At 60.8% G+C, this 20,998-nt stretch carries 17 protein-coding genes; 11 read left to right on the top strand and 6 right to left on the bottom strand.

The genetic code is table 11. The features are described from left to right. The first annotated feature begins 15 nt into the window (after positions 1 to 15). Genes C5J26_RS18645 through C5J26_RS18635 form a run of 3 tightly spaced genes read left to right on the top strand, consistent with a single transcriptional unit; the run spans position 16 to position 4,121 of the window. Positions 16 to 2,172 carry a type I secretion system permease/ATPase gene (locus C5J26_RS18645; protein WP_105403107.1) on the top strand — a complete coding sequence of 719 codons (2,157 nt, stop codon included), beginning with the start codon at positions 16 to 18 and terminating at the stop codon, positions 2,170 to 2,172. Between the two features lie 38 nt (positions 2,173 to 2,210). Beyond that, positions 2,211 to 3,461: an HlyD family type I secretion periplasmic adaptor subunit gene (locus tag C5J26_RS18640; protein WP_105403185.1), complete on the top strand. Its 1,251-nt coding sequence runs from the start codon at positions 2,211 to 2,213 to the stop codon at positions 3,459 to 3,461. A 30-nt stretch (positions 3,462 to 3,491) separates the two neighbouring features. Further along, on the top strand, positions 3,492 to 4,121 hold the full coding sequence (locus C5J26_RS18635) for a ribbon-helix-helix domain-containing protein (protein WP_233954151.1): 630 nt from the start codon (positions 3,492 to 3,494) through the stop codon (positions 4,119 to 4,121). A gap of 41 nt (positions 4,122 to 4,162) precedes the next feature. Here the strand turns inward: C5J26_RS18635 and C5J26_RS18630 are convergent, their stop codons facing one another. Then, entirely contained in the window at positions 4,163 to 5,014 is an 852-nt protein-coding gene (locus tag C5J26_RS18630) for a transglutaminase-like cysteine peptidase (protein ID WP_245441197.1), read from the bottom strand. Between the two features lie 388 nt (positions 5,015 to 5,402). Here C5J26_RS18630 and C5J26_RS18625 point away from each other — a divergent pair, with 388 nt between their 5' ends. From C5J26_RS18625 to C5J26_RS18615, 3 genes are all read left to right on the top strand, one after another. Then, the gene (locus tag C5J26_RS18625) at positions 5,403 to 6,557 is read left to right on the top strand and encodes an ABC transporter substrate-binding protein (RefSeq protein WP_172745914.1); all 1,155 of its coding nucleotides are present in this window, start codon (positions 5,403 to 5,405) and stop codon (positions 6,555 to 6,557) included. A 190-nt stretch (positions 6,558 to 6,747) separates the two neighbouring features. Then, the gene (locus C5J26_RS18620; protein WP_105403105.1) at positions 6,748 to 7,809 is read left to right on the top strand and encodes an aldo/keto reductase; all 1,062 of its coding nucleotides are present in this window, start codon (positions 6,748 to 6,750) and stop codon (positions 7,807 to 7,809) included. A 164-nt stretch (positions 7,810 to 7,973) separates the two neighbouring features. Next, a complete protein-coding gene (locus C5J26_RS18615) occupies positions 7,974 to 9,584 on the top strand; it encodes a GMC family oxidoreductase (protein WP_105403183.1) in 1,611 nt (536 codons plus the stop codon). On the opposite strand, the gene C5J26_RS18610 is transcribed toward C5J26_RS18615, so the two are convergent. The 3 genes from C5J26_RS18610 to C5J26_RS18600 form a co-directional block, all read right to left on the bottom strand. Continuing rightward, positions 9,574 to 10,833 carry an O-antigen ligase gene (locus tag C5J26_RS18610; protein WP_105403104.1) on the bottom strand — a complete coding sequence of 420 codons (1,260 nt, stop codon included), beginning with the start codon at positions 10,831 to 10,833 and terminating at the stop codon, positions 9,574 to 9,576. The two genes, C5J26_RS18615 and C5J26_RS18610, sit on opposite strands and share 11 nt — an antisense overlap. A 7-nt stretch (positions 10,834 to 10,840) precedes the next feature. Further along, the gene (locus C5J26_RS18605; protein ID WP_105403103.1) at positions 10,841 to 12,097 is read right to left on the bottom strand and encodes a polysaccharide biosynthesis/export family protein; all 1,257 of its coding nucleotides are present in this window, start codon (positions 12,095 to 12,097) and stop codon (positions 10,841 to 10,843) included. Between the two features lie 102 nt (positions 12,098 to 12,199). Beyond that, a complete protein-coding gene (locus tag C5J26_RS18600; protein WP_046634162.1) occupies positions 12,200 to 12,880 on the bottom strand; it encodes a sugar transferase in 681 nt (226 codons plus the stop codon). Between the two features lie 729 nt (positions 12,881 to 13,609). On the opposite strand from C5J26_RS18600, the gene C5J26_RS33595 reads away from it, so the two are divergent. Then, positions 13,610 to 13,906, top strand: a complete 297-nt coding sequence (locus C5J26_RS33595; RefSeq protein WP_105403102.1) for an exopolysaccharide production repressor protein — start codon at positions 13,610 to 13,612, stop codon at positions 13,904 to 13,906. Between the two features lie 87 nt (positions 13,907 to 13,993). After that, positions 13,994 to 14,998, top strand: coding sequence for a glycosyltransferase family 2 protein (locus C5J26_RS18590; RefSeq protein WP_105403101.1), 1,005 nt, complete (start codon positions 13,994 to 13,996; stop codon positions 14,996 to 14,998). Here the strand turns inward: C5J26_RS18590 and C5J26_RS18585 are convergent. Then, positions 14,989 to 15,930, bottom strand: a complete 942-nt coding sequence (locus C5J26_RS18585; RefSeq protein WP_105403100.1) for a polysaccharide pyruvyl transferase family protein — start codon at positions 15,928 to 15,930, stop codon at positions 14,989 to 14,991. The two genes, C5J26_RS18590 and C5J26_RS18585, sit on opposite strands and share 10 nt — an antisense overlap. Positions 15,931 to 15,974: 44 nt before the next feature. Then, positions 15,975 to 16,943: a glycosyltransferase family 2 protein gene (locus tag C5J26_RS18580; protein ID WP_105403099.1), complete on the bottom strand. Its 969-nt coding sequence runs from the start codon at positions 16,941 to 16,943 to the stop codon at positions 15,975 to 15,977. Positions 16,944 to 17,781: 838 nt separating this feature from the next. Here C5J26_RS18580 and C5J26_RS18575 point away from each other — a divergent pair. The 3 genes from C5J26_RS18575 to C5J26_RS32780 all read left to right on the top strand — a co-directional run bounded on the left by C5J26_RS18575 (position 17,782) and on the right by C5J26_RS32780 (position 20,960). Continuing rightward, positions 17,782 to 18,930, top strand: coding sequence for an acyltransferase (locus C5J26_RS18575; RefSeq protein ID WP_172745912.1), 1,149 nt, complete (start codon positions 17,782 to 17,784; stop codon positions 18,928 to 18,930). A gap of 3 nt (positions 18,931 to 18,933) precedes the next feature. Continuing rightward, positions 18,934 to 19,731 carry a glycoside hydrolase family 16 protein gene (locus C5J26_RS18570; RefSeq protein ID WP_105403098.1) on the top strand — a complete coding sequence of 266 codons (798 nt, stop codon included), beginning with the start codon at positions 18,934 to 18,936 and terminating at the stop codon, positions 19,729 to 19,731. A 68-nt stretch (positions 19,732 to 19,799) separates the two neighbouring features. Beyond that, a complete protein-coding gene (locus C5J26_RS32780; RefSeq protein ID WP_245441207.1) occupies positions 19,800 to 20,960 on the top strand; it encodes a glycosyltransferase in 1,161 nt (386 codons plus the stop codon). Positions 20,961 to 20,998: the final 38 nt, after the last annotated feature.

The following is a 20,998-nucleotide window of genomic DNA, read 5'->3' as shown; positions in this document are numbered from 1 at the left end:
ATTGGCAAGGACCAAATGCTCAACGTAAAGCTCGACCACGCAGACACGACGCCGTTTCGGACATTTAAAACTGCATTCAGGTCTGTTGCGAGTTTTTACGGGCGCCCGACATCAGACATCGTCCTGTTTTCCGGATTGCCGGATGAGATTTCCGAATCTCTTGAACTGGACGATGTCGAGCATCTGGCGCAGCGCATCGGGCTGGAAGTCATCCGCCATGGCGAACGCGAGTGTCGCGAGGGCAATTTCGATTGTCCCGCCATCATCGTCTTCGAGAACGGCGGCGTCCTGCCGCTGCTGGAGACCGATGTCGATGGAAACTACGTCACGGATCTGGTTCCGGCCTCGGGAAATCCCGTCAAGCTGACGCGTCAGGATCTCGTGGCGCTAAAGCCGAGCTTCGGTTTTGCCTTCACGCTCTATTATCAGAACGCGTCCGACAATGCCTCGGTCGGCGCGGCTGGAGAAATCGAGCGCCGACACTGGTTGTTGCGGGCGCTGGTTCCCTATTGGCGCACCTATATGCGCGTCATCATGGCCGCGCTGTTCATCAACCTGATTGCGCTCGGCTCGCCGCTGTTTACGATGAACGTCTATGACCGCGTGCTTCCCAACAAGGCGTTTCCGACGCTCTGGGTGCTCGCCATCGGCATCACGCTTGCCTACACGTTCGATTTCCTCCTGAAGACCGCCCGCGCCGCGCTCATCGATCATGCCGGGCGAAACGCGGATCTGCGTCTTTCCCAGATGATCTTCGACAAGGTGCTGAATTCGACGCTCGCGTCGCGTCCGCTGTCGACGGGCGAATATGCCAACCGCGTCACGCAGTACGAATTCGTCCGTGAGTTCTTCACCTCCAACACGGTCGGCCTGCTGATCGACACGGCGTTCGTGTTCATCTTCCTGATCGTGATCTACATGCTTTCAGGCTGGCTTGTGGTGATCCCGGCCGTGGCGCTGGTGCTGTCGGTGCTGATCGGCCTGCATGCCCAGGCCAAGATCGGCCACCGCATGGCGGCCGCCACCAACGAAGCATCGCGTCGCCAGGCGCTGCTGGTCGAGACGATTTCGACCATCGAGACAGTAAAGAGCCTTCGCGCCGAAGCGGGCATGCTGCGCCGCTGGCAGGAGCTGATGAAGCTCTCGAGCCGCACCAGCGAGGAAATCAAGCATGTCTCTTCGAATGCCGTAAATCTCACCAATCTTGTCCAGCAGATGGTCAGCGTTCTGATCGTGATTGCCGGCACTTACGAATTTTCCGAGGGCCATCTGGCAATGGGCGCGATCATCGCGACCGTCATGCTGGCAGGCCGCGCAGGGGCGCCGCTTGGCCAGATCGCGATGGCGCTTGCCCGTTTCCGGCAGGCGATGACGTCGCTCAAGATCCTCGACAAGATCATGGAACAGCCGGAGGATCGTCCCTCCACGGTGGGTTTCGTGAACCGGGAGATCAAGCGGGGTGGCTTCAGCTTCCAGAACGTCTCCTTTCAGTATCCGGGATCTGACTACAAGGTCATCAATCAGCTTTCGCTGACCGTCGCTCCTGGCGAGCGGGTCGGGATCATCGGCCGCATCGGCTCGGGCAAAACGACACTCGGCCGCCTTCTCGACGGCCTTTTCCTGCCGTCCGATGGTCGCCTGCTGATCGACGGCGTCGACATCCGCCAGTATCACATGTCGGAAGTCCGCTCGGCGGTTGCGGTCGCCGGACAATCGTCCGATCTGTTCTCGGGGACGGTGAAGGAAAACCTGCTGATCGGCCGCGCCGATGCGACGGACGAGGAGTTGCTGCATGTGTCGCGCATGACCGGCGTCGACGAGTTCGTTTCCAACCATCCGCGCGGTTTTGACATGCCGGTCGGCGAACGCGGCAGCAACCTCTCCAGTGGCCAGAAACAGGCTCTGGCGATTGCCCGCCTGCTCCTGACCAAGCCCAAGATCGTTTTCCTCGACGAGCCGTCGGGCGCCATGGACCTTGCAAGCGAGCGCCATCTGCTCGCCAAGCTCTCGACCGCATTCAGCCGCGAGACGACGCTGCTGATCGCCACGCATCGTTTCAGCATGCTGGAACTGTGCGACCGGCTGGTGGTGATCGACAAGGGCCGCATCGTCGCCGACGGGCCGAAGGCGGCCGTGCTCGAGGCGATGCAGCGCAAGGGAGCAAAGCCGTGAGCAGAGGCGTTCACGACAATCCCCCGTTCTTCGCCCGCATGCTGGTCGGTCTGGTGGCGGCCTGCATGGCGACGTTCCTCGCCTGGGCAGCGCTTGCGGAGATCGACGAGATCGCCCGCGGCGAAGGCAAGGTCATTCCCGTTTCCAAGACGCAGATCATCCAGTCTTCCGAAGCCGGCGTCGTCCAGGACATAGCTGTTCAGGTCGGCCAGGTCGTCCGCAAGGGGGATTTGATCGTCCAGCTGAACAATACGACAACCGAATCCACGCTCGGCGAATCCGTTGCCAAGGCGAGGGCGCTCGGCGCCAAGATCGCGCGCCTGCAGATGGAAGAAAAAGGCGAATACGACCAGCAATTCGTATGTCCGGCCGATGTCCTGGCGGTCGCCAAGAACGTCTGCGACAACGAAGACCGGCTGTTCCAGGCCAACAAGGCCAGTTACAAGAACAAGTTCGATGTGCTTCAGGAGCGCATGAAGCAGCGGCAGAACGAACTCAGCGAAGCCAATGCCAACATCGATCGGCTTGAACAGAATATCGCCGCCTCGACGCGGCAGCGCGATCTTTACGGCCCCCTGGCCAAAAAAGGACTGGTCTCGCAGACACAGCTTCTGACGATCGAAAGCCAGCTTACGGACCAGCAAGGCCAGCTCAAGGTCTATCAGGAAAGCCTGATACGTCTTCGTGGTGCCGTCGAAGAAGCAAAGCTCCAGGTCGGGGAAATTTCCCTGGCGATCCGCCAGCAGGCCCTGACCGACAAGGCGCAGGCTCTTGCGGAGCTCTCCGTCATCGATGAAACGATCCGCGGCGCTTCGGACCGCGTCAAGCGCACCGATATTCGCTCGCCGGTCGATGGCATCGTCAATACCCTGGAAGTCAATACGATCGGCGCCTATGTGGATCCGGGCCGTGTGGTTGCCGGCATCGTTCCGACGGCCGACACGCTGCTGATCGAAGCCCGCATATCACCGCGCGATGTCGCGTTCGTCCGCCGCGGGCAGCCGGCCATCGTCAAGATCACGGCCTATGATTTCGCGATCTTCGGCGGGCTCGACGGCGAAGTGACCAACGTTTCAGCCGACAGTATCGTTGAGAAGGAAAAGGGCGAGACCTACTACCTCGTCCAGGTCAAGACCAACAAGTCCGAGCTGGAACGCAACGGCAAGCTCTATCCGATCATTCCTGGCATGATTGCGTCCGCCGAAATCATGACGGGCCGCAAGACAGTCCTCAGCTATCTCATGAAGCCTATCAATCGGGCGCGTTCCGATGCGCTTACCGAACGGTAGAGCCCTCCAATGAAATCAGGTGCGCTTTCAATGTCCGGCATCGAACCTGCGGGCGATCCGCTGCCGATCATCGACAAGGAAGAAGTCGAGCCGCGTTTTCGCGCGGTCGTGGCGCGCAATGGCGAGCGCCGCGGTATCAGGCTCGAGAAAATCTATTGGGAAGGCCTCAGCCGCATGTCGGCGGCAGGCAAGATAACCACCGGCGATCTGGTTCAGTATACCGCGGCTCAGATGCCGGAGGGGGGCAATCTCACCTCGCTGCTGCGCGTCCTCAGCCTCAAATGGGCGCTTGGACGGCTTGCGACGGTCGAGGAAGTCTCGTCGCTCGAAAATCTCGGTGCGCTGGTTCAGGCGTCGCCGTCCCCGACGGTCGTGTTGACCCGTGAAAAGCGGCTGCAGTTCTTCAACGAACCGTTTCTTGTCATGCTGCGGCAGCGGTTGGTGGGGGAGGATACGTCGCAGTTGATGAAGACCCTGAAGTTCTCGATCGACACGCAGATCGAAGACGCAATGGATACGCTGCAGATGAATCGCGGCAAGACCTTGAATACCGGCTTCACGATTTCCTGCGCCAGACAGGTCATCAAGGGGCAGATCAATCTGGCCCTTGCCCCGGCACACGAGAAGCCGATGCTGATCGGCTATATTTCCCGTTATTGACAATCCAGGGCCGGAGCGCATCGCATCCCGGCCCATAAAGCTTAGAAGTTTACACCTTCGCCTGGCGCAATCTTTTCCAGCGGCGTTGCCATCGCGACCTTCTGGTCCTTGCGGCGGGAGCCGTGCAGGAAACCCTTGTCGCCCTTGATCGAATAAAGCGGCATGTAGTCGGGAAGCTGCGTATCCAGGAGAACCTGGTTGCGCATGTTGTCGAGGATGAAGAACTTGCCGCCAGCTTCGACCGAAAGAACGGCGTGGTAGAAGTGCCGCTTCTGGTCGAACAGGACGACAATCGACATCTGGTCGGGGTCGATGCCTTCCGCGCGAAGTGCCGCCATCTTGAGGATCGCGAAATCTTCGCAGTCGCCCTGCTGCTGGCTCAGCGTTTCCCGGGGCGTGCTCCAACGGTCGGTAACCTTGTAGGCGTCCTGGTCGGTGCGGTAGCGAATGGACTGGTTCACCGCGGCATTGACGGCGTTGAGCTTGTCGCGGATCGACGATTGCGACGTGTTCAGGCCGACGAGCTGGATGGCGGCGAAGGCCGGGCTGCAGCCCTTGCCGTTGCATTTTACCGCAGTGCCGCTGTCCATTTCTTCAAGGGCGGGCGCGAGCTTCTTCAAGGCGGCAAGCCGCTTGAAGGGGATGGCGACCGTATCGAACACGGCGCCGTTGGGCGCTGTCGGCTCTACGCGCTTGGATGGGGACAGGTCGGCCGGCTTGATTGCGACCTCGACTACATTCGCAGGTCTTGCCGCGGGCAGAGCGATCGTCGAGCCGAGCTGGCTGAATGTCTGAAATGCTGCGGCAACCTGTAGGTTCCGGAACGCAAGCGAAGCCATGATGGAGAGCGGCGTCGGAAGATATTCCAGGATATGAGTTCCGATAACCGCCACTCCGGCTCCAGTATTGGTCGGAAACTGTTGGTTTGCGGTTGGAGCAGAGATTGCTGCGGAAGCAATGAATGGTAACGTGAGAGCTGTAGCGATTGCGATTTTCAGAGTATTCTTCTTGTTCGCCATTTTTTATCTCCCCTGATAGAGATATGCTAGCAAACGCTGCTGAATTTCTGGTTTTTGAAGATAGATAATCTATAAATAAGTTATTTGAGATAAAACGTATAAAATTTTATATTTATACCAGGGTGCTTGTTAATGATTTTTGTCTGGGATAGCATGGCGTTGCCACAACCAAGAAGGCCGCAGAGTGGTCCAGGAAATGCCCCAAGGACGTTCGTTTTTTAACCCTTCAGATCTCGCCGACGTTACTCATAAGGCCTTCCGGATGACGACGCGCCTGCGTCCGATACGCATGTCGCTGCTGGGTTTGTTGGCCGTCGCCATCCTGTCCGGATGCGAGTCCTCGTCGGTTGCCGACAAGGTTCTCGACGACAAGGCGCTGAAGCCGCCGCCATCCGTAGTTGAGGAAACATTCGGGCGCGGCTCGACGGAAGTCACCGTGCTTCTCACCAAAGCGCCGAACGGCATCTATGAGGGCGCTGCGCGCGACATACGTGACGGTGCGGCACTCGCCATCGGCGAACTTGACGATGCCGGCGTCATGAAGATCAAGGTGATCGACGTCGCGGAAGGGCCGGCTGCCGTGGCTCCGGCGCTCGCCGCTGCAAGAGCACGCAATTCCGGTCTGCTGATCAGCTATGCGCCGCAGGCGACGACGGCGGCGATTGCTGCTATTCCGGCCGATCAGCGCCCGCCGCTGATCAATCTTTCAAGCCCTGTGGCCGGCGCGAACGTCTTCAATTTCGGGTTCGACGAGGTGGCGAGTGTTGCACGGGGCGTGCGCCCGGTCATCGCCGCCGGCCACAAGAGAGTTGTCGTTCTGACGCCCAGCAGCATAGCCGGGGTCGACGAGGAACGTCTGAGATCCGCGGTCGGCCAGGCCGGCGGCGCGCTGATCGGCGTGGTCCGTTATGATCCAGCCGCGCCGCTTGGCGACCTGCTTACCCGCAACAAGGTCCTGCTCGACGATGCGGGTGCCGTGGTGCTGATGGGAGACTCTGCGGCGGTCGGAACCATTCTCAAGGGTGTCAGGGCGTCTTTCGGCAAACTGGCCGTGGTCGGAACCAGCCACTGGCCAATAGAGCTTTATGCCGATCCGGCTGCCGCCAATGTCATTATCGCTGCGGCCGATCCGGACGCCTCGCTGTTGATCGGCGAGCGATATCGCCGCTTCAACAAGCGTTCTCTCTCGGTCTATGCCGCGGAGGGTTACGACAGTATAGCGGTCGCTGCCGGCATCGTCCGAGGCAAGGGTGCAACGGCGCTGACACCGGAAGCGCTGACGACGAAGACGGGGTTTCGAGGCGTGACGGGCCTGTTCCGTTTCACTCCAAGCGGAATGGCGGAGCGCAAGATCGGGCTTTACAAGGTCGACGGCGGCCGGCTGGTGGCCATCGAGCCGAAGGCGGTCAGCTTCTGACCGGATTTGACGCACCTGGTACCGGCGCCAGATATCGCCCATCCGGGAGCAAATCCTCAATCTGCCGGTCGATACGAAAAAGGAGTTCGGCTTCTCTTGTCTTTTGGTGAGCGGCGACCTTTCGGATGTGGGCTATTTCCCGGACACTGCCAGCCGAATATTATCCAACGGATAGACCGGGAGATTTTACATGGTTGAGTATCGCTATCTGGGCCGCAGCGCCCTCAAGGTTTCGCCGCTGACGCTGGGTGCCATGATGTTCGGCAACCAGACGCCGGACGACGTGGCTTTGCGCATCATCGACAAGGCGCGGGACCAGGGGATCAATTTTATCGATACCGCCGACGTCTACCACGATGGCAAGTCGGAGGAGGTCGTCGGGCGCGGCATCAAGGCTCATCGCGACGATTGGGTTGTGGCGACGAAGTTCGTCAATTTTCACAATAACAAACCCAACCAGGGCGGCCATTCGCGCAAATGGGTCTTCCAGACGGTCGAGAACTCGTTGCGCAATCTGGACACCGATTATATCGACATCCTTTATTTCCACCGTTCCGTTTTCGATGCACCTCTGGATGAGCCGATGCGGGCCATCGCCGATCTGATCAAGGCCGGCAAGCTGCGTTACTTCGGCGTTTCGAATTTCCGCGGCTGGCGTATCGCCGAGGTATCCCACCTCGCCGACCAGCTGGGAATCGACAGGCCGATCGCCAGCCAGCCGCTCTACAACATCGTCAACCGCACCGCGGAAGCCGAGCAGTTGCCGGCCGCTGCCGCTTATGGTCTCGGCGTAGTTTCCTACAGCCCGCTCGCGCGCGGCATCCTCACCGGCAAGTACAATGTCGGGGAGGCGCCGGCCGCCGATACGCGCGCCGGGCGTGGGGACAAGCGCATGCACGACGTGGAGTTCCGCGAGGAATCGATCGCGATCGCCAGGCAGATCGCAGAGCACGCACAAGCGAAGGGGATTGCGGCTGCGGATTTTGCGCTCGCCTGGGTGCTCAACAACCAGCTCGTCACATCGGCGATCGCCGGTCCGCGCACCGAGGAGCATTGGGACGGTTATGTCCGCGCTCTCGAGGTCAAGCTGGACGCAGAGGACGAGGCGCTGGTCGATCGTCTGGTCGCAACCGGCCACCCGTCGACGCCCGGCTTCACCGATCCGGCTCACCCGGTCGAGGGCCGCGTTGCCCGTTCGGCAGGTCGGTCGGCGTCGATTGCTCCGCTGACGCGCTCGCAAAGCGTCGCCTAGCCGATACGGGCGATCAGGAACCTGGGTTTGGCGCTCCATAGCTCAAGCATCAGTGCTCGATGTCGGAAGCCGAGAATTCCCCGAGCCTCATCCGAATGGGCAGTTCCATTTCTGCAGGCCTGCTCTATCTGCTGGTGATCCGGGGTTCTCTCTCAAAGGCATACATGACTTCAGCAGATTTTGAGACGGAAACGACGGATGTCTGCATCGTCGGCGCAGGCCCCGTCGGGTTGGCACTCGCTCTGAAGCTGGAGAAACTCGGGCTCACCGTAACCCTGCTTGAAATGGGCGCGGGCGGAGCGGCGGAAGACGCCGGTGCCGGCGAGATCGAATTCACCAACGGCCATCATGCGCCTTCGATGGCGATGTCCCGTCCGGGCATCGGCGGTGCGTCGGCGCTCTGGGGCGGTCGGTGCGTCGCTTTCGACGAACTGGATTTCGCGGTGCGGGATCATGTGCCGTTTTCCGGTTGGCCAATTTCCCACGAGGAGCTTCGCCGCCACTATGCGGAGGCGCTGACATTCCTCAACTGCAATGCCGACGAGCCTCCCTTCGAGCCGGGCGGCGTCTCGGACAATAGGATTGATACGAACGCGCTGGAGCGCTGGAGCCGGTCTCCGGATCTCGGGCCGATTTATGGAGAGAGGCTCAAGGCGTCCACGCGTATTCGTCTCGTGAACGCCACCGTCGCCGGCATCACGCTCGATGCGTCCGGCGCGCGTGTCGAAAGTCTCACGACCTACAGCGCCGGGCAGGAAAGCCAGATCACGGCAAGAACTTTCGTCCTCGCGGGAGGAGGGCTGGAAAATGCTCGCCTGCTGCTCGCCCTGCGGGAGAGGCGGCCGGAGGCACTGGGTGGTCCCGACGGTCCGCTTGGCCGCTTCTACCAGGGGCACCTCACCGGCTACGTTGCCGTGCTGCAATTCGACAAGCCCAGGCTCGCGAGCCACTTCGCCTTCAATATCGACGACGAAAACTATATCTTCCGTCGCAGGCTGCAGATCACGCCGGCGGTCCAGGCGGAGGAAAAGCTTCTCAACTGCGTCTTCTGGATCGACGCGATTTCGGTTGCCGATCCCGCGCATGGCTCGGGTGCGCTATCGCTCATCTATCTGTTCCTGAAGATGTTCGGTCTCTACCGCCGCCTCTCGAACGGCTTGGCGCCGACGGCCAGGGGACCTGAGAATATCGACCGCCAACAGCATTGGCGGAATATCCGCACCGATCGCCGGGCGGCATTCGATCTATTCGGATCGGTTCTCAACATGCTGGAGCGACGCATCGAACCGTGGCGCACGCTCATCAATCCGAAAGGCCGCTATCTGCTTCGCTACCATGCCGAACAGGTGCCCAATCCGGAAAGCCGGGTCTACCTGCAGCCTCAGGGCGGAGTGGGCACCCAGGCTGGTCTCGTCGTCGACTATCAAGTGACCGAACAGGACTTGAGTTCGGTCCTGAAATCGCACGAGATTCTCGATATGTGGTTACGCCGAACGGGGCTTGGCCGATTGGAATATCTGCATGACGCTCACCAGCGGCGGCAGGCGGTGTTGAGCCAGGCATTCGACGGCTATCACCAGATCGGCCTCAGCCGCATGTCCGGCAACCCTGACGATGGCGTGACGGATGCCGATTGCCGCGTCCATGGCATCGGCAATCTTTATCTCGCCGGCAGCGGCCTGTTCCCGACGGGAGGTCATGCCAACCCGACATTGCCGGCCGTGGCGCTGGCGCTCCGGCTCGCCGAACACCTTTTCGAAAAGCTCAGGCGATGATGGTCCGCCGGGGCCTGGAGGGGTAGGTCAATGCGGCGGACTTCTGGCGAAGGGTCAGCCTGCCGGCGGCGTAGAACATCAGGAACGAGCCGATCTGGTAGGGGAAAAGCACGTCGACCTCCACGAAGGCCCGGATCAACAACAGAACGCTCAGCGCACATAACAGCGTCGATCCGGAATCGCGGTTGCGGCTCAGCATCGCGCTCAGATGGCCGAAGACGTTTGTCAGCATGATCATGCAGAGCAGGGCGAGCCCCACGAGGCCGGTCTCGACGGCGACTTCGATGAACGTGTTGTGGAAATGGAACCCGCTGCGGGCGGTGATGAAGAAGTCGTCCCACAGTCTCTCGGCGTCGGCGAAGCCAGGAACCCAGTAACCCTGATAACCGGTGCCCAGAATCGGGTTTTCGCGTATAGCCTCGATTCCCTGCTGCCAGAGATAGGTCCGTCCCGTCAGCGTCGAATCCTTGCCGAATATGCCGAGGACCGCGTCGATGGCACCGATCTGGAGCGCCCCGACTATCGCGACCACTCCAATCACCACCAGTCCGGCGACCAGCAGCTTGCGGTGATTGGGGGAAAGATGGGCGACCGGCATATAACCGACGCAAAGCGCCAGAACGCCGGCGGTGGTGATGGCGGAGGTCGCCGATTGAGAGGCGAGAAGGCAATAGGCGCTCAGCAGGCCGACGCCGCCCGAGGCGATCAACCAGAGACCTTTCTGCCGCCAGATGAGCAGATAGGATGCCGCGAAGAAAAGGCCGAGCGAGGCATAGAAGCCGAGTTGGTTCTTCGAGGAGAAGGCGCCGACGAAACTGTAGCTGCCGTCGATCGCGTCGTAAAGGTAGGTTCCGAACAGCATGGAAAACACAAGCACGATCGCCGTGCCGACGATCGCGCCGCGGGTCAATGTCAGCACGCTGATCGTGCGCATGGCGATCAGCGCGCAGACCACATGGGTCAGGTATTGTATCGCGGTACGCAGCGAGATGCCGAAGGCCGGCGACCAGAAGGCGGAAATGAAACAGAACAGCGCAAACCCGAATATCCAGAGATATTTGAGGTAGTTGCCGAGAGCCCGCCGATAATCGGCGAGCAGCAGCAGGAACCAGACGCCGTAATAAGCGAGGATCGAAATCTGCCCGAACCGGCTCGAATAGGCGAACACGAAGAAGGACAGCGCGACCGCAGCCACGCCGTAGACTTCATTGCGGGCCGGATCGATCAGCGCAGATTTGGCAATCCTCATGCGATCCTCATTGCATCAGGAGCTCGGCGGTGACCTTGACGACGTCGCCGGGCATAAGCTTGTCGTTTTCGCCGACGACAACCTCTTTCGGCCCCTGACCTTCGTCCCGCACCACGGTGTATTTGATGGTGGCAGACTTACCCGAAGGGTCGAATTTCAGCGCCTCGGCCGACTGAGCCACGGCTTCCGACATCAGTTCGCGGCTGGTGCCGAGCTGCAGACCGAGCTTTTCGAGTTCGGCATCGGTGTTCTGCAGTTCCTGGGCGCGCTGGGCCTCCCAGTCGTTGCGCAGGTTGATCTCGTCCTGGTTCGCCTTGTTGATATCCTGCTTGGCGCGAAGGGTGGAGGTGTCGATATCGAGGAGGTTGCCTTCGATAGTCGCTGCTCTTTCCTCGGCGGTGATGCGGCGGCTGGATGTCGCCAGCCCCTGTTCGGTCAGCTTCGCCATCTTTTCGCGATCCTCGCTGACGAGCTGCAGCTGCCGCTTCTGGGTCTCGGTCTTCTGGCTGAGCGACTGGACCTCGTTCTCGAGCAGCGTGCGCAGGTCGCCGAGCGCCTTCAGCTGAAGCTCGTAACGGTCGCGCCGCGATTTCATCAGCGACGCTTCGCTAGCGATCAGTTTTTCGGCATTGCTGACGTCCTTGAGTTCTGGGGGGACTTTCAGGTCGGTAGCGCCGGCGACTTCCGCCAGCAGCCGGGCCCGGCGGGCGAGAAGCCGGGCGCGCTCGGAATCGTAGACGGAGGCGTCGCCGCGGGCATTGATGAAATCGCGGGCGAAGCGCTGGCCCGAATCGGACCGGAGAAGGCCGCCGGCGAGGCTGATGGCCTTCAGCACGGTGAGGTTGGGTGTATAGGGATATTCGCCCGGCGTATGCACGTCGCCGGCCAGGAAAACCGGCCGGAACTGGGCGATTTCCACGGAAGCCGACGGCAGGTTGCGCAACGCGAATTTGCCGCGCAATTCCTCGCCGATGGTTTTCGCCACCTCGCCCGCCGTCTTGCCGGCCGCCGGGAGGTCGCCGATGAAGGGAAGCGAGAGCGAGCCGGTCGGCCCGATGGTATAGTCGCCGCTCACCGCATCCCAGTTGCGGATCGTGCCGTCGGCCGGCTGCCATTCGGCGACGCGGACGCGCAGCTTGTCCATCACGCCGAGGCGATAGCCGGCCTCGTCCGCAGTCGCGCTACCGGCCAGAGCGACTGTGATCGCACCGGCCAGAAAACATAAAGCACGCAGGCCCCTCGCGGAGGCGGTTTGTGTCTGCATGGATTTTTCCTTCAAAAGGCGCGGAATCAGGTCCGCGCTCGAAGCCCGCCAAAATCGCCGATCCCGTCAAGGGGCCGACGCCTCAGCAGAGGGAATGGATGATCAGTAACTGCCGCGCGCCATGCAGACGGCGGGGATCGTTTTCACGATGATGGCGACATCACCGATGAGCGACCAGTTCTGGACGTATTGGGTGTCGAACGCGATACGGGTGTCATAGGAAACGTCATTGCGGCCGCTGATCTGCCAAAGCCCGGTGAGGCCCGGGCGCGTGCTCAGGTAGTAGGCTGCAAAGCTGTCGTAGAGGTTCAGTTCCTCGTCGACCACAGGGCGAGGGCCGACAACACTCATCTCACCCCGCAGAATGTTGAGAAGCTGCGGAAGCTCGTCGAGGCTGAGCTTGCGCAGCACGGTGCCGACAACCGTCACGCGGGGGTCGACCTTGAGTTTGCGCGTCGCTCGCCATTCCTCCGCGGCTTGCGGGTTGGCTTTCAGGTGGTTTCGCAGGACTTCGTCGCCATTTACGGCCATCGTGCGGAACTTGAGGCATTTGAAGATGCGGCCGTTATGACCGATCCGAGGATGGCCATAAAGAATAGGGCCATGGTCGGTAAACTTCACCAACGCCGCGATCATCAGGAAGATGGGACTGAACAGGATGAGGGCTAGGGCGGCGGCGGTGATATCGAAACTTCGTTTTGCCAAGCCCCCGGTTGGGAGAGTCATGCGGGCTTGGTCTGACGTTGAGAACGGCGAACCTGCCGAACGTGTCGCTGACTTCATAGAGTGAACTCCACTTAGGTTTTGCGATAGTCGGTGCCATTACGGCGCGTCATTGAGCGTTAATGTGATAATAAGTCTGTGTTCGCAATTTGATGAAGATCAAACTTTTCCGTCAACCGCCTCGGGCAGGGGGTGGGGGGCGATCCCCAACCCGCGATTGGGCGGGAACAACTTGGGAGATATACGCCAAAAGTACAGTCAATACTGTAGAAGGCGTGTAAAATTGGCCATGTAGCCAATATTAGCAGCTTAGGCCAAACTTATCCCCGCGTTCTCTCCTGTCGGTCGTCTAGTCATAAAACGCGCAGCTTCTTGGCGATGGGGACCAAAGTAGCTTCCGTCTGGGACCAAAGGCCCACTCCTGTTGCGTCGCAATACAATGCTGCAACGCAACAATGGTTGGCGGGTTCGGGTGAGCTTTGTAACAAAAGTTGATCGGGTTTGACGGGAGTTGAGAGAACTGGCCGCGGATTTCGTTCCAACCCGGTCGAATCCCGGCAAAAATGTGGCAAAACCGAGGCCTGAAAGCTTGTGGTACTGAGATAAAGATCGATCCATTGCCTGCAGTATTTATCGGGAACCTCAAGGACCTTACGAAAGTTTCACCAATAGCTGGCACTATCGGGATCGGAAAACTTGAATCCTCTCCGCCAGACTCATATGGTTGTTTTATCGGGAGAGGAGCCTGAAAAGCCTAGAGCGGAACATTTATGTTCGGGAGGAAGGATCATGTACGCGCCGCGCGTCTTTATCAGCATGACAGGGACTCTGCTCGTGTTCGCGGTGGTTGCGTACTTTATCACCGGGTCGCTCTATACGGCATTTATACAGACCCTGATCTGTGCCGTCCTGATCCAGGCGGGATATTTCGTCGCCATCCTCTATCTGGTCCGCCGTGAAAAGCAGTTGCGGGATGCAGGCGTAACTTCGGACGCCGCTGCGGCGGCCAAGAGTTCAAAGGACGGCAACCGGCGTGACGGGCTGCGTGCCGATCCCGCTCCGCACCTCCCGGCCGGCGATACCTGAACGAAATCGCGTTTTTTTCTGCCAGTTTCACACGAGGGCCATTTTCCTGGGCCCATAGTTGCGTTGCGATGCAACATGGAGTGGGCTATGGCGGAAAACGCTTCTCAGACGATCTGCGTCATCATCGCGGTCAAGAATGCCGCGGAAACGATTGGAATAGCAATCCAATCCGCCTTGAACGAGGCTCGTGTCAGCGAGGTGGTGGTGGTCGATGACGGCTCGACCGACGGCACCGCCGATGTCGCGCGCAAGGCCGACGACAAGTCCGGGCGGTTGACCGTTGTTTCGTTCGAAAAGAATCGCGGCCCCTCTGCCGCCCGCAATCATGCGATTGCCATATCGAGCGCGCCGCTGATCGGTATCCTCGATGCCGACGACTTCTTTTTCCCCGGCCGGTTCGCGCCGATGCTGGAAGAGGAGGGCTGGGACCTCATCGCCGACAATATCGCCTTCATCTACGAACCGAGCGGCCCCGTCCGTCCGGAACGGTTCGAGACCCGGGCGCGGACCATGTCGCTCGTCGAATTCGTGGAAGGAAACATCTCCAAGCGCGGTGTCAAACGCGGCGAGACCGGGTTCCTGAAGCCGGTGATGAGCCGGGCTTTCCTCGATGCCCACGGTCTCCGCTACGACGAGAACATGCGTTTCGGCGAGGACTACGACTTCTATGCCCGGGCGCTCGCCAAGGGCGCGCGCTACAAGGTGATAGAGCATTGCGGCTACGGCGCCATCGTGCGCCAGGATTCGCTGAGCAGCCGGCATCACACCGACGACCTGCGCAAATTCTACCAGGCGGACGACGCGCTCCTTGCAGATCCGGCGCTTGGCGAAGAGGAGAGGGCAGTGATCGTCCGGCATCGCGACCATACGCGCGACCGCTACGAGCTGCGTGCTTTCCTCGACATCAAGTCGCAGGCGGGGAACGGCGCGGCCATCCGGCACCTGCTCTCCCGCCCGCAGGTCCTGCCGGCGGTCGCGAAAGGCATCTTCCTCGACAAGCTTGATCTCCTGCGCGCCAGGTCGTCCAAGCCGCAGGCACAGCCGGCCGGCATGCGCTATCTTCTGCCTGGCATACCCGCCGTTCAGAAATAATCGCGGCGTATCCCTTCCAGCATCGTCCGGAACCTCTCCTTGCGCTCGTCCAGAACCTCGACGGGGCTGAGCCGCGGTTCCGCGCGGCTTGCCTGCCAGAGCGCCAGCACCGACGGAGCGGCAAGCAACTGCTTCGCCATGCCGCGAAGGCCGGTCCGCGAGGGCGTCCGGGTAATGACCTCGCCGCTGTGCGGCTCCGGCGCCGCCTCATGTGCGGGTCGCTGACCTTCGAAGCTGAAGCCCCAGAAGCGCGAGCGCTTGGCCACCGCTTCTGCGCGGGTGGAGACCGGCACGTAGCGAGGTTCGTAAACCGTCCCCACCGATGCGGCCCAGTCGTTCCACTTGAAATTGTTGATGGAACGGGAGCTGCTGACGGCCACCCACGGCACCCGGAAGGCATCGGCCAGGATCGCGCCGTGCATGGATTCGGCGATGATCAGCTCCGACTGGGCGATGTGGCGGATGACCGATTTGGCCTCGCCGCGCGGATCGAGATAGGTGAGGCCGACGGGCTCGCAGACGGCGTTCCACATGCCGAATTCCGCCGATTCCCAATGGGGAATGAAGGTCTTCTTGTGGATTTTCGGCAGATTCTGGAATTCCGGCATCTCGGCGATCATCGCCGCCGGGTCGGTGATCGCCTTGTCGGGCGAAATGCCGAGCTTGGCGGCCGTCATCGGGCCGCGGACCGCCCGCACGTCCCATTCCGCCGCGTCGGCGACATCAGGCGGCGTGCCATAACCGTAGCCGCTGCCGATGACCAGCTTCTTCTGGCCTGCAGGCAGCAGGACCGGATTGAGGACAGTGCCGACGCCGACCAGCAGGACCTCGGGGTGAACGTCCCGAAAACCGGGAAGCAGCGCATCCCAGAGCCAGAGATTGAGGTCGTCGCCGAAATTGCCGTGATGCGATTCCCAGTAGTACGCTTTCATGCGGGCCTCCGTGGGATAATGAAATTAAAAGGAAACACAGGCATTTAGCGTGCGTTGCGGCCGAGCTTCCCGGCCCCGAGTTCGAATGCTGCCCGGATCAGCGCGGGATCACGCATCACCCAGCGGGCGAGCAGGCCGAGGTCCGGCGCCTGGCGGCGTTTCACCCGCCCGGCTTGGCTCCAGAGGGCCTGCCGCCGGGCCGTGTTCTTGTAGGATGCGATCGAGGCAACGTCGCTCGGGCGGGAGCGGAAGCGCTCCTCCAGCGTATCGAGGGCCACCCAGGTATTGAACTGCTGTCGCAGGAACTGCGGCGAGCGATTGTCGATGCTGTGGAAGATGTTGAGACCCATGCCACGGACCGCACCCTCTTCGTCGCAGAGCAGGGTTCGCTTCGATTTCAGGATGCAGTCGACGAAGAACAGCACGTCTTCGGCCGCCAGCCGCAGCGAGGGTTCGAAACGGACCGTCTCGAAGACCGGCCGGGCGATGACCATGCAGGAGAGATGCAGGAAGCTCCAGTTCTTCAGCATGACGCTCGCGAGATCCGGCATTTCGATCAGGAGCGGGCTTTCAGAAAGCCGCGTACCGCCTTCCGTCTGTTCGAGTTCGGCCATGCCGAAGTGGTAGTAGAATTCGTCGCTCGCCTGCATCGAGGCCCAGTAGCACTCCGCATCGAAGCGGGTCATGCTCTCAAAGGCATTCTTCAGATGATCCGGCAGCCAGACGTCGTCCGAATCGAGAAGCGCCGCGTAACGGGTGGCAGCGGGTATGTTATCGAGACCGGTATTGCGTGCCGCACCCGGCCCGCCGTTCTGCTGGCGGATTACGCGGATGCGGGATCTCCAAGCATCTTCAATGCCTTGAAGCTCCATATCTGCGGAAAGGGGCGACTCGTCGTCGACAATGACGATATCGAAGTCCTGATAGCTCTGATCGAAAATCGATTTCAGTGCGCGGCGGAGAATGCCGGCTTCCTTTTGGAAAAATGGGATAACAACCGTGAACGTCGCCATGTTTTTGCCCCTGCCTTTTCAAAGAATTACAAGCCTCTGACGTTTGTCGGGCTCCGGGTTGACGGCAGTGCGCTGCCGTATCGAATGACCTCCCGTAACAGGATTTGACCCTATGGCTCCCGCCAAGACGATCACACTGGCCTCGGCCGAGCGCGCTATCTAAGACCGTTACATTCGGGCTGAAATTTGTCACGGGCTCCAATCTGGCAAGACCGCGGGCCTTAGAAGATCTCGGATCGGTCCCCCGAGGCACCACCCGGTGCTGTTTTCGGCGATGATCTGCCGGTCGTCCTGCGCATCCTCGCAGCGCAGTTAACGAAGCCTTATCTGGAGGCGGCAAGCGGCGGTGCAGCTGGGGGAGACCCCATCAATTGGCGCCCTTTGATGACTGCGGGCCTGGTTTTGCAGAAAATTCAGGACGTCGTCCGCCGCCGCGGATCCCGGTGGCGCAGCCGGGGTCGGCTTTGCCCGATTGTGTCCCAGATTTGCCCAGATTACGCCACATTCCGCGCCCGTTTCAGGGCGAGGAGGTACATGGATACGAAAGTGCTAGCCGTTTCGGCCTATTGCAAAAAGATTTTTTTGTGCTGTTGCGGTGCAGCATTCCAAGCCCCGAAGTAGGCCTTGAACCCTTGAAAATCATAAGCCCCCGAAGCCGTATCGGACGCCGGGACGGGAGCCTCTTCGAGCCTCAGTATATCCGCGCAGGTTGCTTTTTTGCTGCGCCGCCACATTTTGCGCCAAACTCGGCCCGATCCTTTTTGCGTGACTGCGGGCTCAAGTCTGCTCTGATTGAAACGGTGGTGACGGGAGGCACTGCCCAAAAAGGGTGACTCGTTTGACTGTCGATCCAAACATATCCTCCCGTATCAATCTGATGCGTATCCTGCTGATCTCCGGCATACTCTTCGTCCATGTGCCGCACGATCCCGGGACCAGCCCCTTCCTGGGGCTGAATGGTTTGTTCGATTGGCTCAGGGTTTTCCTCGGGGATAGCCTGTTCCGTATCGGCGTGCCGTGCCTCAGCGCGATTTCCGGCTACCTGCTGTTCCAGCGTGGCTGGGAGACGTTCGACTATGCCAAGACGCTTCGCTCCAAGGCGAGGACTGTTCTGGTGCCTTTCCTATTGTGGAACCTTGGTCTGCTTGGGGCCGTTCTCGTCGTCCAGCCCATGGACATCGGTGTTGGGTATTTCCCTGATCTCTGGAACCTCTCGACGCGGGAATTCCTGAGCAACGCATTGGCCACGGAAGGGCTGCCGATCAATGTTCCTCTCTACTTTCTGCGCGACCTGATCGTGTGCATCATCCTGTCGCCGATCCTTGCCATGTCGGTGCGGCGTTTTCCGGCAGCGACGCTTGGCGTGCTGTTCCTGCTGGCGATCACTCCCGCATTGATGCTCGGCATCGTCCTGAAGAAGTCGATCCTGTTCAGCTTCACCCTCGGCATCTTCCTGGCGCTCCACCGGGTGGATCTCAAGGTTGCGGACCGGTATGCGGGGTTGGGTACGGCAGCAATGCTCGCCGCCGCTGTGCTGCTGTCCATCGGCCTCTACTGGACCGGCCCGGATTTCCCCTGGCCTCTCGACATGGCGCGCAGTGCGCTTTCGATTGTCGGCGCCGGCGGATTCTGGCTGATGTCGGCGATCGTCATCCGTTCCTGGGCCGGCCAACGGCTTGCGGCCACCGGAAGCCTGAGCTTCTGGATGTTCTGCGCCCATTACCCGCTCCTCGTCCTGATGTGGATGGTGTGGAACCGGGTGGCAGGCGATGCCCTTTATCCCGTCTTCTACGCGGCCGCTGCCGTCGGAAGCTTCCTCATTCTTTTTGTCAGCAACCGTCTCGTCTCGCGCAGAATGCGCGGCCTGTATGAGGTGTTGACGGGCAGCCGCGGCCGCAAGGCCAAGCTTTCGGCCGCCGCCGGATCCCATTCACCCGCCGGGGCCAACCATCCCGGCGAACCCGTAATGACGCAACAGCATAGGTGAAACATGACGGCCAAGGCCAGACAGATTCAACTAACCTGCCAGGTTATCATCGCTGCCGCGGTGTCTGGACTTCTCTCCCCCGCAGCATACGCCCAACAGGGCGCTGCGGGTCAGTCCTTCGTGGAGAACTTCGACAGCCTCGATCGTTCCGTCTGGTACGTCTCGGACGGCTGGAACAACGGCAAGCACCAGAACTGCACCTGGTCGAAGAAGCAGGTGAAGGTCGAAGGCGGCGCCCTGCAGCTCGGCTTCACCGGAGACAAGACCGGCGACCGCGACTTCGCCTGCGGCGAGATCCAGACCAAGGCGCGCTTCGGCTATGGCACCTATGAGGTGCGCATGAAATCCGCGACGGGCTCAGGGCTCAACTCGGCATTCTTCACCTATATCGGCCCGACCGACAAGAAGCCGCATGACGAGATCGATTTCGAGGTGCTCGGCAAGAATACCGGCCAGGTCCAGCTCAATCAGTATGTTTCCGCCAAGGGCAACAACGAGAAGCTCGTGCCGGTCGCCGGCGGTGCGGACCAGGGTTTCAACGACTATGCCTTTATCTGGGAGGAGAACCGCCTCCGTTACTTCGTGAACGGCAAGCTCGTTCACGAAGTAACGGACAAGACGAAGATCCCGCAAAACCCCCAGAAGATCTTTGTCAGCCTCTGGGGAACCGACACGCTCAAACAGTGGATGGGCGCATTCTCCTACACTCAGCCGACCTCGATGACCGTCGATCGGATCTCCTTTACCGCGATCGGCGAGAAATGCCGCTTTCCTGAATCCGTGCTCTGCACGCTCGGCTGAGCCGCCTTGGCGGTTCGACAATGGAGTTGGACGATTTGACTTTGAACGTTCTCTATCTCGCGCATGACATGGCCGACGCGGCCATCCGGCGGCGCGTGCTGACCTTGAAGGCCGGCGGTGCGACCGTTACCGTCGCGGGCTTCGAGCGCAGCTCGAACGTGCTTGCCGACGAGCGGGATGTGGCGACCGTTTCACTCGGGCAGACGGCGGACGGGCGTTTTGCGCAGCGCATCGGAGCGGTTCTTGCCGCTCGCATGAGGCTGAAGCGCACGCTGGCTGATATCGCCGTGCCCGACGTCATCATCGCCCGCAATCTGGAGACGCTGGCGCTTGCCGGACGTGCTGCCTCCATGTTCAGCCGCCGGGTTCCTGTCGTCTACGAATGCCTCGATATTCACCGCCTGCTTCTCGACGAAGGAATGAAGGGCCGTCTGATGCGCCAGGCGCAGCTGTTTTTCGGCCGCCGCGCCAGCCTGCTGATCACCAGCTCCCCGGCTTTCGTGGAAAATTTCTTCAAGCCGCGTTCCGGCCTCGACCTGCCGGTTCTGCTTCTGGAAAACAAGGTGCTTGCCCTCGAGCCGGAACCGGTTTCCGGGCCGCTCCACCCCCGTCCACCGGAGCCGGGCAAGCCTTGGCGGATCGGCTGGTTCGGGGCGATCCGCTGCCGCAAGTCGCTCGATATGCTGATCGATTTCGCGGCCCGCATGGACGGGAAGGTCGAGATCGTGTTGCGCGGCCGCCCGGCTTACAGCGAGTTCGACGATTTTGATGCGAAGGTTGCCGCCGCCCCGCATGTCGAGTTCCACGGCGCCTACCGCAATCCCGAGGACCTTTCTGCGATCTACGGCGATGTACAGTTCACCTGGGCGATCGATTTCTTCGAGGAAGGGCTGAACTCCAGCTGGCTGCTGCCGAACCGGCTCTATGAAGGCGGGTTGTACGGCGCGGTTCCGATCGCGCTTGCAGGCACCGAGACCGGCCGCTTCATCGGCAAGCGGGGCATCGGCCTGGTGCGCAATCAGGTGACGGCTGAGACCCTCGAAGCGCTGTTCAACGAGATGACGGAAGCGCGCTACGTCGACCTCTTTTCCCGGCTTGCGGCCGTCGAGCGCTGCCAGTGGGTGACCGGACCGGCGGAATGTCGCGCTCTTGTTTCGCGGCTCGCCGCCCTACATCCCAACGTCCCGTCGCCGGCCGAAATGCCGGCTGTTTCAACCCAGCAATCGTGAGGTGGAGTATGGTTTTGCGTTCTCACTCCAATGCCCAG

Origin of the sequence: Neorhizobium sp. T7_12 (assembly GCF_002968535.1) — a bacterium.
GTDB classification, from domain to species: Bacteria; Pseudomonadota; Alphaproteobacteria; order Rhizobiales; family Rhizobiaceae; genus Neorhizobium; species Neorhizobium tomejilense.
This window is presented reverse-complemented; position numbering and strand designations above follow the sequence as displayed.